The following is an 11738-nucleotide window of genomic DNA, read 5'->3' on the forward strand; positions in this document are numbered from 1 at the left end:
CATTCGTCCGATCGAGTAGCGTCCACCCGTCGCAACAGCAGCAGAGTCGATTGATGATCAGCATGGGAACGGTGTGGGACCGCACAAAGGCGGTCATCGCCGGACGGCTCGGTATTCTGTTGTCACTTGCATTGGTGTTCCTGTTCGCGCCCACCGTCGTGCAGGCGAGCGTCGATGCCATGGCCGAGACCCCCGGCCAGCCGGGTAGCGGAACCGCGATCCTGTCGTTGATGGTGTCGCTGCTCGCGACCGTTGGCACGCTGGCGATCACGGCGGTTGCCACCGATCCTAACGTCGATCGTCCGCGCGCGGCCGCGCTGGGCATCCAGCGCCTTGGGCCGGCAATCGGGATCGTCCTTCTCCTGACGCTGGCGGCGTTGCTGATCGTGATGCCCGGCGTTCTGCTGATGGTGGCGGCGGGGCTGGACGTGACTCGGGCGCAGCTTGGGCAGGCGCAGGCCAATCTGAACCTCGGGGTGGCGGCCGCCGCCGGGCTGTACTTCATCCTGTTCTTCGCCCTGATGTTCTGGGTGACCGCGCGCTTCGTGCCGCTGCTGGCGGTAATCGTGAACGAACGCCGCGGCCTGGGCGCGATCCGCCGCAGTTTCGAGCTGACGCGCGGGAGCACATGGAAGCTGATCGGCGTGCTGATCCTGTTCGGGATCGTCTGCCTCGTCGCGGTGGTGGCCGCCACCAACGTGGCCGGGCTGATCACGCGATTGATCGTGGGGCCGGATCACCCTGGCCTGGTGGCGCTGGCGGTGGCGATCACGACGGCGGCCCTTACGGCGCTTTTCGGGATCATCCAGTCGGTTTTTTCCGGCCAGTTCTACCTTGCCGCGCGTGATGTTAAGGACGCTGCGTGACCCCTACTTTCATGAACCTGCTGGCCAACGCCTGGCGGGTGTTCCGCCGCGATGCGGACCTCATCCTGCGCATTGCCGGGCCGCTCATCTTCCTGCCGGCGCTGGCGGTCCAGCTGCTGTGCGACCCGCTGCCGGCACTGCCGACCGAGCGCGGCGATGAAGCTGCCATGGAGCAGTGGATCAACGCCGTATCCGCCTGGGGCAACAGCAACGCCTTTTTCTACGTGCTGGCGGACCTGATCGGGATGATCGGCCTGGCGACAATCGCATTGTTGCTGTTGTCGCCGGATCGGCTGACAGTGATCGGCAGCCTTGGCGCCGCCGTCCGACGCCTGTGGCGATTCGTGCTGCTCAACCTGCTCATCGCCATTCCCGTCGGGCTGGGATTGTGGCTGTTCGTCTTTCCGGGGCTCTATTTTCAGGCGCGCTTGATTGCGGCGCTGCCGGCGCTGGCTGCGGCGTCTGAGCTCAGCGCAGCGCGCGCCATCAGTCGTAGCTGGCGTCTCACTGCCAAGCCTGCCTGGGCGATCCTGGGCGCGGTCGTGTCGCTGTTTCTGGCGCAGTGGATCATCGTTCGGCCGCTGTTCCCGCTCGACACCTGGCTGCGTCAGCCGGAGCATGAGAACCCGTTCCTGATCGCCATGGTGGCGATATTGCTGACCGCCGCGACGACGATCTACAATATTGCGATCCTGATGGTGGGAACGGTGGTCTATCGCCGCGGGGTCAGCAGCGGGATGTGAGGCGCGACGTCGGCGGGGAGCAGCCCGGCGACCCGCGGATCGGCAAACGTTTCCACCGTTCGGCGGATCGGGACAAAGCCCTGCGCGCGGTAGAAATTGAGCGCTGACGGGTGATCGAGCGTGCAGGTATTGACCGTGAGGCGTTCGATCCCCGGCCGCCAGGCGCGCAGCAGCGCCTCCGCCATCAGCCAGCGGCCGTGGCCGCGGCCGGTCAGTTCCGGGACCAATCCGAAATAGGAAATCTCGCCAACCGACGGCTGACGAAAGTCGAGTTCGACGAAACCGATCTCGATCCCCATCGAATCCATCACCGGATAGAGTTCGATCCGCGGGTCCCGGATGATGGGCAGCAGCGTGGCGTCGTCCATCACCAGCCGCGAAAACCACAGCCAGGGTGCGCCAACCCGGCGGAACAGGATTCGGTAGGCGTCGGCGCCCGGTTGCCGCCAGCGAAAGAGTCGCAGGGGAGACGAGGGCAGCGGCCGTAGCGGCGGCCGCGTCGTCATCTCCAGCGTCGTGACGACGGTGGCCAGTTGGTCATCAGGAACGGGCGTCAGCCCCATGTGGCGACCGGTGGCAGGCTCATCAGAATCGCGTCGATGTTGCCGCCCGTCTTGAGGCCGAACAGCGTCCCGCGGTCATAGACGAGGTTGAACTCGGCATAGCGACCGCGCCATTCGTTGCGCGCTGCCATCTCCGCATCGGTGAAGGGCATGTTCATGCGCCGCCGCACGATTTTCGGGTAAATGTCGAGAAAGGCACTGCCGACATCCTGCGTGAATGCGAAATTGTCGGCGAACGCGCCTTCCAGATGGTCGTAGAAGATGCCGCCGACACCGCGATGAACCTTCCGGTGCGGGATGTAGAAATAATCGTCCGCCCATTTCTTGAACCGCGGGTAATGATCCGGATCGTGCGCGTCGCACGCCGTCTTCAGCGCCGCGTGGAAGTCCTCGGTGTCCTCGCTGATTGGCAGCGGCGGGTTGAGATCCGCGCCGCCGCCGAACCACCGCTTGGTGGTGACGAGGAAGCGGGTGTTCATGTGAACCGCCGGCACATGCGGGTTCGCCATGTGCGCCACCAGGCTGATGCCGGTCGCGAAGAACCGCGGATCATCGCCCGCACCATGGATCGTCTTGCCGAACTCGCTCTCGAACGTCCCGCCGACGGTGGACACGTTCACGCCGACCTTTTCGAACACGCGGCCCTTCATCACCCCGCGAACGCCGCCGCCGCCCGGCTCGCCCGACGGGTCGTGACGATCCCAGGGCGTGTAGGTGAAGCTGGCCTCCGATCCTGCCTCGCGCTCGATCGCCTCGAATGCGGCGCAGATCTGGTCGCGGAGATGCTCGAACCATTGGCGAGCGGCGGTCTGTTCTGGATCGAGCGTCAGCATGATCGCGCCTTTAGAGACAGGGTGGATCGGGTGTCGAGGTGCCAGAATGTCCTACCGGGCAGGCGCCTCAGCATGCCTGAGCTGGCGCAGGGCCTCGGCAAGGATGATTCCCGCGCTGACTGCGACATTGAGCGATCGCATGCCCGAAAGCAGAGGAATCCGCACGGCCAGATCGGCACAAGCATGCACGTCGTCGGGCACGCCAGCGCTTTCGCTGCCGAAAAGCAGGATATCCGACTGTTCAAAACGGGCGTCCCACAGGTCGGTCGCGCCGCGCGTGCTGGCAAGCACCAGCCGGCCATCACGCTCCTTGTTGAACGTCGCCCAATCGACATGCCGCGTGACCTGTCCTGCCGGAAGATAGTCCATGCCGGAGCGGCGTAACGCCTTGTCACTCCAGGGAAAACCCATTGGTTCGATGAGGTCGACGGGAACGCCAAAGCAGGCGGCGGTGCGCAGGATCGTTCCCACGTTGCCGGCGATGTCCGGTTCGTAAAGCGCAAGTCGCATGGCAATGCTTTAGCAATGGTGAGCCGTGCCGCCATGATGAAGCGCCGGTGAATGATCGCAAAATCACCATTGGCAGGCGCAGGGTGCGAAGCTATCAACCCGCCGACCCCGCGGGGCGATGGGGAAAAAAGGCGGGCGTCGGGGAGGCTCTTTCCAAATGCGCGTTCCCCGCCGGGGCCGGTTGGACAAGGGTTGGTGAATGGCGACGGCTGACAACACAATTACTCCGGGCGATTACCCAACGCCTGAAGCGGAAGACGGGCACGATCCCCGTCGTAGAGATTTCATCAATATCGCGGCTGTTGCATGGGCTGGCGTCGGCGCGGGCGTTATCGTCCTGCCGCTGATCAACCAGATGAACCCGTCGGGCGACGTGCTGGCTTTGTCGACGACTGAGATCGACATCAGCAAGATCGAGCCGGGTCAGTCGATCAAGTCGACGTTCCGCAAGCAGCCGCTGTTCGTGCGCAATCTGACGCCGAAGGAAATTGCCGAGGCCGATGCCGTTCCGGTGAGCGATCTGCGCGATCCGCAGACGCTGGAGGAACGCACCAAGTCGGGCAAGAAGAACTGGCTGATCACCCTGGGCGTGTGCACCCACCTGGGCTGCGTGCCGCTGGGTGCGGGCGAGGGCGAGAACAAGGGGCCGTTCGGCGGCTACTTCTGCCCGTGTCACGGCTCTGCCTATGACACTGCCGGCCGCATCCGCTCCGGTCCCGCACCGACGAACCTCGTCGTTCCCGAATATGAATTCACGTCCGACACCGTCGTGACGGTCGGTTGAGGTAGCACACAGATGAGCTTTCCCTGGGCCAAGCATTATGAGCCAAAGCAGCCGCTGATGCGGTGGATGGACGAGAAGCTGCCGCTGCCGCGCCTCGTCTACAACGCTGTTGGCGCCGGTTATCCGGTGCCGCGCAATCTCAACTATTTCTGGAACTTCGGCGTGCTCGCCGGCTTGGCGCTGGTGTGCCAGATCGTGACGGGCATCGTGTTGGCGATGCATTATGCGCCTAACAGCCTGGTCGCCTTCGGCTCGGTCGAAAGCATCATGCGCGACGTCAACGGCGGCTGGTTCCTGCGCTATGCGCATGCCAACGGCGCCTCGATGTTCCTCGCCGTGGTCTACATCCACATCGCCCGCGGCCTGTATTACGGGTCGTACAAGGCGCCGCGTGAAATGGTGTGGCTGCTGGGTGTCGTGATCTTCCTTCTCATGATGGCGACCGCCTTCATGGGCTACGTGCTGCCGTGGGGCCAGATGAGCTTCTGGGGCGCGCAGGTGATCACCGGCTTCTTCTCGGCCATTCCCTTGGTCGGTGAGCCGATCCGCGTGCTGCTGCTGGGCGGCTATGCGCCGGATAATGCTGCGCTGAACCGGTTCTTCTCGCTGCACTATCTGCTGCCGTTCGTCATCGCGGGCGTCATCATCCTGCACATCTGGGCGCTGCACATCCCGGGTTCGAACAACCCGACCGGCGTCGACGTGAAGGGTGAGCAGGACACCGTTCCGTTCCACCCGTATTACACGGCCAAGGACGGCGTCGGCGTTGCCGTGTTCTTCCTGGTCTTCGCGGCGCTGATCTTCTTCTCGCCGAACATGCTGGGTCACCCGGACAATTACATCGAGGCGAACCCGCTCTCGACGCCGGCGCACATCGTTCCGGAATGGTACTTCCTGCCGTTCTACGCGATCCTGAAGAGCTTCACCGCGGACTTCATCCTGACGGGCAAGCTGTGGGGCGTGCTGGCGATGTTCGGCTCGATCCTGCTGCTGTTCTTCCTGCCGTGGCTCGACAGCTCGCCGGTTCGTTCGGCCAACTATCGTCCGACGTACCGCTGGTTCCTGGCCGTGCTCGCAATCGACGTGCTGGTCCTGGGCTATATCGGTGGCGCGGAAGCGAATGCTCGCAACGTCATCATCGGTCAGATCGCGACGGCTTATTACTTCGCGCACTTCCTGATCATCCTGCCGATCGTCTCGCGCTCGGAGCGTCCGCGCCCGCTGCCGAATTCGATCACCGAGGCGGTGCTTGCCAAGCATGGCGGAACCTCGCCTGCACAGACCGCGCTGGCACACTGAGCCGATACGGGGGAATTGAAAGAAAATGGTTCGTACCATCGCACTCCTGATCGGCGCGGGATTCGTCTTCGTGCTCGGTATCGCGCTGTTCGGGACGGTTTCCACCGCGATCAGTGATCCGGCACCGGAGACCGCCGAACATGAGTTCCACCTCCATCCCAAGGATGCGGGGCTCTCCTCCGCTGGCCTGTTCGGCAAGTTCGACAAGCAGCAGCTGCAGCGTGGCCTCAAGGTCTACCAGGAGGTTTGCGCCGCCTGCCACAGCCTGAAGTATGTCTCGTTCCGCGACTTCGAGCAGCTCGGCTACAGCGAGGGCCAGGTGAAGGCGCTTGCCCAGGCGTGGCCGATCGAGCAGCCGAGCGTGAACCCGGACACGGGCGAAGCGATGACGCGGAAGAACATCCCGTCTGACCGTATCCCGAGCCCGTACCCGAACGAGGTCGCGGCGCGTGCGGCCAACAACAATGCGCTGCCGCCTGATCTGTCCCTGATCACCAAGGCTCGTCATGATGGCGCCAATTACGTTGCGTCGCTGCTGGACGGCTATCAGAACCAGCCGGCAGAGTTGCTGCGTAAGTTCCCGGACGCGAAGACGCCGCAGGGCCTTCACTACAACCCGTACTTCGCGAACCTGAACATCGCGATGCCGCCGCCCATCACGGCCGACGGGCAGGTGACCTACGAGGACGGCACGCCGGCGACCAAGGAGCAGATGTCGAAGGACGTGTCGGCATTCCTCGCCTGGACCGCGGAGCCGAACCTGGAATCGCGTCACGCCGCAGGATTTGCCGCGATCATCTTCCTCGCGATCTTCGTGTTCCTGACCTGGGGTGCGTACCAGAACGTCTGGCGCGGGGTTAAGCACTGAGCTGAACCAGAACGATCCCGGGCACGCCGGCCGGGATCGATAGCGAGAAAGCCCCGGTCGCCATTCGCGGCCGGGGCTTTTTTGTTGTGCGGCTTGCGGTCGCTTCGGTGCGAGCGCATGACCCGCCGCATGAGCACGAACGAGAGCCCTGAGATCAGCGCGGCCAGCCGCCATGTCGCAGCGGCAAACGCCGATAATGCCGATCTGAAGGCGCTGATCCGGACCATCCCGGACTTCCCGAAGCCGGGTATCCAGTTTCGTGACGTGACCACGCTGCTGCTGGATCGTTGCGGCTTTTCGAGCTGCGTCGGGCGGATGGCAGCGGCAGCTCCCGGTCCGGTTGATCTGGTCGCCGGGGTCGAGGCGCGGGGCTTTCTGTTCGCCGGTGCGCTCGCCGATCGATTGAATGCGGGCGTGCTCCTGATCCGCAAGGACGGCAAGCTGCCGGGTGCCACGATCGCGGAGGATTATGCCCTGGAATACGGGCAGGATCGGATCGCGATGCACGCCGACGCCTGTGCCCCCGACGCACGCGTGCTGCTGGTCGACGATCTGATCGCCACCGGCGGGACGGCACGCGCGGCCGTTCGCTTGTTGCGCAAGGCGGGGGCCCGGGTCGTCCAGGCACAATTCCTCGTTGACCTGCCCGAGCTGGGCGGCGCCGACGCGCTACGGAAGGACGGGGTTGATGTGCATGCCCTGGTCGCCTTCGAGGGCCATTAGGAACTTCGCCGACCGCTTGTCGTTGTCGATGAATTGGCGGCGCGTATCAGCCGCTTCTCCGCCGTTGTAGGAGGATGCCATGAAGTGGCAGCGTGCAGGGCTGATCGCCATCATCTCGGCCCTTGGTTTCGCCTCGAGTGCCTGTACCGACGGCTATGGCTATAGTGGCGTCGGCCTCGGCTACGGCTCGGGCTATTATGGCGATCCCTATTACGGGGACCCCTATTATTACGGCGGTGCACCCTATGGCGTCGGGCTGGGCGGCACCTTCGGCTGGTACGACAATTTCTATTATCCCGGCACCGGCGTCTATGTGTACGATCAGTACCGTCGCCCGCGGCGCTGGAACAATGCGCAGCGACGCTATTGGCAGAGCAGGCCTGGCTGGAACCAGCCCAATCGTCGACCCGATTGGGGTGGCTTCAATCGTCCCGACCGCCCCGGGCGGCCGAACTGGGGTGCGGGTCGCCCGGGCAATCCCGATGCCGTGCGTCCGGGGCGGCCGCGCCCGCCCGGCGCCGCCCCGGGTCAGCGGCCAAATCCCTGGAACACTCCGGGATATAATCGTCCGCAGAACCCCGGTCGCCAGCCCGGTGCCGGTCGTCCGCAAGGCCCCCGGCCGGGTGGCTTCGGCAACCGGGGTGGGCCAGGGCGCGGCGCCGACCGGCCCGTCACCCGCCCACAGTGATCCCGCCCGCGCGCTGAACGGCGCGCGCGGCAGGCATTGGTGATGGTCAGCTAGGTCGCCGGTCGCGTGGCAATCAGGCCGTTCGACACCATGGTCATGACCACGACGTCGTCCTGGTTGAATACGCTCATCCGGCTTTTGAAAATGCCCATCTCGGGCCGCGACTGCGACTGGCGCTTTTCGATCACCTCGGTCTCGCAGCGAAGCGTATCCCCGGGATAGACCGGCTTGACCCAGCGAAGCTCGTCGATCCCCGGCGAACCCAGCCCGGCAGACGGGTGGCGCTTCCCGTTCTCCACGATCATCGACATCACCATCGCGCAGGTGTGCCACCCGCTGGCGGACAGCCGCCCGAAATGCGTCTGGGCGGCGGCGTCGTCGGACAGGTGAAAGGGCTGCGGGTCGTAGCGCGATGCGAAGTCGACGACCTCCTCGCGCGTTACCTTGTAATTGCCGAAACTTGCCCGCGCACCGACCTCGATGTCTTCGAAATATTGCATTGCCTCTCCTATCTGCGCCGTAGCACCGGGCGGAACACCGCATCCGTGCTGTCCAGCGTAGGGTCGGCGGGCAGGCCGAGCAATGTACGAAGCAGGGGGGCAACGGCGACATTGTCAAAGGCGCCGACCTTCTTCCCCGGGGCGAACGCGGGGCCGTTGGCGATGAACAGCGCCTGCATGCTGGGCGCATAAGGGTCAAAGCCGTGGTTGCCGCGCGTGTACGTCATGGTCGGTGCCGTCTTCTGAAGCTCCCAGCCGTCCTCGGCGAGGCACAGGAACGCAGGAACGCGGACGTTCTGGCCATAATGGAACCGGGCCGGAATCGCCTCCTTGCGCCAGCATTCCATATGGGCGTGCGGCTTGAGCAACGCCGCCGCGACGGCGGCATCGCGGCCGGGCAGCGGCGCGAAGGTCGCATAGGGGCCGCTTTCGACAACGCGCGCGTCGGTGGCGGGAACGATGCGGTCGAGCGCCACGACCCGCTCGCTCGACGTCTGCGACATGCCGTGGTCGGATACGATGATGAGGTTGGCCGGCTGCCCCAGCTCGGCAAGGCCCTCCACCAAGGCGCCGATCTGGCGATCCACCTCGGCAAGCGCGGTGTTCACGCCTGGTGAGTTCGGCCCGTCGCGATGTCCTTCCGTATCGACCACGTCGAAGTAGGTGGTGACGAAGCGCGGGCGGCTGGCGGCCGGACGCCGCATCCAGTCGATCACCTGGCGCACGCGATTGTCGCCGGGAAGCTGCTGGCTGAAGGCTTGCCAGTCATAGGGCCGGGTGCCGCCGGTAATATCGTTCGGCCAGGCTGTCGCGCGCGCGCCGCCCCAAGCGACGTTCGAGCCGGGCCAGAACATCGAGGCGGTCGGAATGCCGGCCTCTTCCGCGGTCACCCAGATCGGCGGCACGGCGTTCCACCAGAAGGGATCGTCGCTCGCCATGGTGAAGACCTCACCCGGGCGACTGGGATCCTCCATCATGTTGGCGGCGATGCCATGCCGGTCGGGACGTACGCCGGTGACGATGGTCCAGTGATTGGGAAAGGTCTTGGAGGGAAAAGAGGGGCGCATCGGCCCTGTCACGCCCCCCGCCGCGAGACGCGACAGGTTCGGCGTCAGACCACGCTTCAGATAATCGGGATGAAAACCGTCGATCGAGATGAGGATCGTGACGGGTGCCCGCTGCATTTCGATGGCCGCGCTTGTCACGCCAGCCGGCGCGGTTGCGGAGGGGAGGGCCGGCGGGGTCTCGGGATAGGCGCAACCGGCGAGGGCGGTGAAAGCAGCGAAGGCAGGAACGAGTCGACGGATCATGGCGCCCCGTTAGCTCGCGTCACCGCTCCTGTCTTGCGCAGCATTGTTACAACAGGCGATTTGCTCGCCGGATGGAGGCCGCGATCAGCGGCCCTCCATCGCGTCACCGAAGCCTCAGCGCGCCGCCGGTGCGTCCGCCGGCGTAACCCGCCAGATGACGTTGCCGACATCGTCCGCGACCAGCATGGCGCCGGTGCGATCGCCGATGACCCCCACCGGGCGGCCCATCGCCTTGCCGTCCGCGTCGAGGAAGCCCGTCAGCACGTCGACGGGCTTGGAGCCGGGCACCGGCCAGCCCTTGTCGGTAAAGGGCACGAAGACGACCTTGTAGCCAGACGGCGGCACGCGGTTCCACGAACCATGTTCGCCAATGAACGCGCCATAGTTGAACCGCTGACCCAGCTTCACGTCACCTGCGAAGGTGAGGCCCAGCGCCGCGACGTGCGGCCCCAGCGCATAGTCGGGGCGCTTCGAATATTGCTGAAGCTGCGGGTTGCCCGGCTCCACGCGCTTGTCCGGATAGCCGCCCCAATAATACCACGGCCACCCGAAATGGTCGCCGAGTTCGACGGCGGTCAGGTAATCGGGGACGATGTCGGAGCCGAGCATGTCGCGCTCGTTGACCACGGTCCACAGCTGGTTCGACTGCGGATTGATCGCCATGCCATTGGCGTTGCGCAAGCCTGCGGCATAGATGCGCGAGGTCTTTTCCTTCGGCCACACCTGCAGGATCACCGCGCGACGACGCTCCAGATCGAGGCCCTTTTCGGCGACGTTGGAGGCCGACCCCACCGACACGTACAACGTGCGGCCGTCCTCCGCCGGGATGACGTTGCGCGCCCAATGGTTTTCCCCGCCCGGCAGCTTCACCACGACCTCCGGTGTGGCGGTGATCTTGGTGGCGCCTTCCTCATAGGGCACGCGCACCAGCGCATCGGTGTTGGCGATGTACAGATGCCCGTCGAACAGCGTCATGCCGAAGGGCGATTTCAGGCCGGTCATGAATTCCGACCGGAAATCAACGCGGCCGTCGCCATTCTCATCCCGCAGCAACGTGATGCGGTTGGCCGACGGTACGCCCGCGCCCGCACGCCCCATCAGGTACCGCATGACACGATCGACGAAGCTGCGCCCGCGCGGCGGAGAGTTGGTCTCTGCCACCAGGATGTCGCCATTGGGCAGGCGATACATCCAGCGGGGGTGATCGAGATTGTCGGCGAAACGCTCGACCTTAAGGCCCGCCGCCGGCGTCGGCTTCGCACCCGCCGGCCAGCCGATCGCATCGGCAACCTTGACGGTCGGGATGATCTGACTGCGCGGCGCGGTGATGTTTGGACGCTGCCCGGTCACCTCCTGCACATCGAGCCGCGCCTTGTCGGGCCAGCTCAGCCAGGCGAAAATGCCCACCGCCACCAGGACGATCAGGCCAAGCACGATCAGGATGTGTTTGCGCATGCGCGGTGAGATAGACTGACGCCGCAGGGCGGGGAAGGGGGGAGATGCTTCGCCCCGCCAGCGACCGCTGCGTCAGCGCAGAAGCTGATCGCCCAGCAGCAGGAGCAATTTCACGTCCATCGCGACGCCTTCTGCGCGCTTGGCGTCGACGAAGAATTTCACCTCGGCCAGCGGCACGAGATGGACGGTGATCTGCTCATGCTCGTCGCCGCCGCCATCACCCACCTTGCTAAGGTTGCCCGCGCGCACCAGCGTGAAGCCCTCGCTGACCATGCCGGGCGATGAGTTGAACTCACCGATGATGTCGATCGCACCGGCGCGGTAGCCGGTTTCTTCCTCCAGCTCGCGCACGGCGGCATCCGCCACATCCTCGCCCGCATCGGTGTCACCCACCAGGCCGGCGGGAAGCTCAAGACAGCGGCGGCCGAGGGGGACGCGGTACTGCTCGACCAGAACGATCTCGTCTGCGTCGGTGATCGCCAGGATGACCGCGGCCTGCATGTCGCCTGACCGCGCGGCATATTCCCACGGCCCCTGCTTCAGCACCTTGATGAAGCGGCCTTCCCACATCGTGGCGGGCGGTTCATCTGCCATCG

Annotated in this window: 14 protein-coding genes; 7 read left to right on the forward strand and 7 right to left on the reverse strand. The window is 65.1% G+C overall.

Annotated elements, in window-relative coordinates; all coding sequences use genetic code 11:
- Positions 1 to 53: 53 nt before the first annotated feature.
- Positions 54 to 866, forward strand: coding sequence for a glycerophosphoryl diester phosphodiesterase membrane domain-containing protein (locus tag XM50_RS13050; protein WP_046410111.1), 813 nt, complete (start codon positions 54 to 56; stop codon positions 864 to 866).
- Positions 863 to 1609, forward strand: a complete 747-nt coding sequence (locus XM50_RS13055; protein ID WP_156167255.1) for a hypothetical protein — start codon at positions 863 to 865, stop codon at positions 1607 to 1609. The genes XM50_RS13050 and XM50_RS13055 overlap by 4 nt, the downstream gene beginning before the upstream one ends.
- On the opposite strand, the gene XM50_RS13060 is transcribed toward XM50_RS13055, so the two are convergent.
- From XM50_RS13060 to XM50_RS13070, 3 genes are read right to left on the reverse strand one after another with little or no spacing between them, the layout of a single operon-like run.
- Positions 1579 to 2172, reverse strand: a complete 594-nt coding sequence (locus tag XM50_RS13060; RefSeq protein WP_046410115.1) for a GNAT family N-acetyltransferase — start codon at positions 2170 to 2172, stop codon at positions 1579 to 1581. The genes XM50_RS13055 and XM50_RS13060 overlap by 31 nt on opposite strands.
- Positions 2163 to 3005, reverse strand: a complete 843-nt coding sequence (gene hemF / locus XM50_RS13065) for an oxygen-dependent coproporphyrinogen oxidase (protein WP_046410116.1) — start codon at positions 3003 to 3005, stop codon at positions 2163 to 2165. The genes XM50_RS13060 and hemF overlap by 10 nt, the downstream gene beginning before the upstream one ends.
- A gap of 51 nt (positions 3006 to 3056) precedes the next feature.
- Entirely contained in the window at positions 3057 to 3515 is a 459-nt protein-coding gene (locus XM50_RS13070) for a tRNA (cytidine(34)-2'-O)-methyltransferase (protein ID WP_046410118.1), read from the reverse strand.
- Positions 3516 to 3714: 199 nt separating this feature from the next.
- Between XM50_RS13070 and petA the strand changes: the two genes are divergently transcribed.
- The 5 genes from petA to XM50_RS13095 all read left to right on the forward strand — a co-directional run bounded on the left by petA (position 3715) and on the right by XM50_RS13095 (position 7877).
- Positions 3715 to 4299 (forward strand): ubiquinol-cytochrome c reductase iron-sulfur subunit, encoded by a 585-nt coding sequence (gene petA, locus XM50_RS13075; RefSeq protein ID WP_046410119.1) that lies wholly within the window; start codon positions 3715 to 3717, stop codon positions 4297 to 4299.
- Between the two features lie 12 nt (positions 4300 to 4311).
- Positions 4312 to 5598, forward strand: a complete 1287-nt coding sequence (locus XM50_RS13080) for a cytochrome b (protein WP_046410121.1) — start codon at positions 4312 to 4314, stop codon at positions 5596 to 5598.
- A 25-nt stretch (positions 5599 to 5623) separates the two neighbouring features.
- Positions 5624 to 6466, forward strand: a complete 843-nt coding sequence (locus XM50_RS13085; RefSeq protein WP_046410122.1) for a cytochrome c1 — start codon at positions 5624 to 5626, stop codon at positions 6464 to 6466.
- 129 nt (positions 6467 to 6595) lie between these two features.
- Positions 6596 to 7189 (forward strand): adenine phosphoribosyltransferase, encoded by a 594-nt coding sequence (locus tag XM50_RS13090; protein WP_082103223.1) that lies wholly within the window; start codon positions 6596 to 6598, stop codon positions 7187 to 7189.
- 79 nt (positions 7190 to 7268) lie between these two features.
- Positions 7269 to 7877, forward strand: coding sequence for a hypothetical protein (locus XM50_RS13095; RefSeq protein WP_046410123.1), 609 nt, complete (start codon positions 7269 to 7271; stop codon positions 7875 to 7877).
- Positions 7878 to 7927: 50 nt separating this feature from the next.
- On the opposite strand, the gene XM50_RS13100 is transcribed toward XM50_RS13095, so the two are convergent.
- The 4 genes from XM50_RS13100 to XM50_RS13115 all read right to left on the reverse strand — a co-directional run bounded on the left by XM50_RS13100 (position 7928) and on the right by XM50_RS13115 (position 11736).
- Complete coding sequence (locus tag XM50_RS13100) at positions 7928 to 8377, reverse strand: MaoC family dehydratase (protein WP_046410125.1); 450 nt, start codon at positions 8375 to 8377, stop codon at positions 7928 to 7930.
- A gap of 8 nt (positions 8378 to 8385) precedes the next feature.
- On the reverse strand, positions 8386 to 9687 hold the full coding sequence (locus XM50_RS13105; RefSeq protein WP_046410127.1) for an alkaline phosphatase family protein: 1302 nt from the start codon (positions 9685 to 9687) through the stop codon (positions 8386 to 8388).
- A gap of 114 nt (positions 9688 to 9801) precedes the next feature.
- Entirely contained in the window at positions 9802 to 11142 is a 1341-nt protein-coding gene (locus XM50_RS13110; RefSeq protein WP_046410128.1) for a PQQ-dependent sugar dehydrogenase, read from the reverse strand.
- Positions 11143 to 11214: 72 nt separating this feature from the next.
- Positions 11215 to 11736 (reverse strand): NUDIX hydrolase, encoded by a 522-nt coding sequence (locus tag XM50_RS13115; protein ID WP_046410130.1) that lies wholly within the window; start codon positions 11734 to 11736, stop codon positions 11215 to 11217.
- Between the last annotated feature and the right edge of the window lie 2 nt (positions 11737 to 11738).

This window comes from Sphingomonas sp. Ag1 (assembly GCF_000980895.1).
Taxonomy (GTDB): domain Bacteria; phylum Pseudomonadota; class Alphaproteobacteria; order Sphingomonadales; family Sphingomonadaceae; genus Sphingomonas; species Sphingomonas panaciterrae.

What these genes read in the sequence shown, in the direction of transcription:
- XM50_RS13095 (WP_046410123.1), top strand. Translation starts at nt 7,269, where the DNA reads ATGAAGTGGCAGCGTGCAGGGCTGATCGCCATCATCTCGGCCCTTGGT.
- XM50_RS13090 (WP_082103223.1), top strand. Translation starts at nt 6,596, where the DNA reads ATGAGCACGAACGAGAGCCCTGAGATCAGCGCGGCCAGCCGCCATGTC.
- hemF (WP_046410116.1), bottom strand. Translation starts at nt 3,005, where the DNA reads ATGCTGACGCTCGATCCAGAACAGACCGCCGCTCGCCAATGGTTCGAG.
- XM50_RS13105 (WP_046410127.1), bottom strand. Translation starts at nt 9,687, where the DNA reads ATGATCCGTCGACTCGTTCCTGCCTTCGCTGCTTTCACCGCCCTCGCC.
- XM50_RS13080 (WP_046410121.1), top strand. Translation starts at nt 4,312, where the DNA reads ATGAGCTTTCCCTGGGCCAAGCATTATGAGCCAAAGCAGCCGCTGATG.
- XM50_RS13070 (WP_046410118.1), bottom strand. Translation starts at nt 3,515, where the DNA reads ATGCGACTTGCGCTTTACGAACCGGACATCGCCGGCAACGTGGGAACG.
- XM50_RS13115 (WP_046410130.1), bottom strand. Translation starts at nt 11,736, where the DNA reads ATGGCAGATGAACCGCCCGCCACGATGTGGGAAGGCCGCTTCATCAAG.
- XM50_RS13050 (WP_046410111.1), top strand. Translation starts at nt 54, where the DNA reads ATGATCAGCATGGGAACGGTGTGGGACCGCACAAAGGCGGTCATCGCC.
- petA (WP_046410119.1), top strand. Translation starts at nt 3,715, where the DNA reads ATGGCGACGGCTGACAACACAATTACTCCGGGCGATTACCCAACGCCT.
- XM50_RS13110 (WP_046410128.1), bottom strand. Translation starts at nt 11,142, where the DNA reads ATGCGCAAACACATCCTGATCGTGCTTGGCCTGATCGTCCTGGTGGCG.
- XM50_RS13100 (WP_046410125.1), bottom strand. Translation starts at nt 8,377, where the DNA reads ATGCAATATTTCGAAGACATCGAGGTCGGTGCGCGGGCAAGTTTCGGC.
- XM50_RS13085 (WP_046410122.1), top strand. Translation starts at nt 5,624, where the DNA reads ATGGTTCGTACCATCGCACTCCTGATCGGCGCGGGATTCGTCTTCGTG.
- XM50_RS13060 (WP_046410115.1), bottom strand. Translation starts at nt 2,172, where the DNA reads ATGGGGCTGACGCCCGTTCCTGATGACCAACTGGCCACCGTCGTCACG.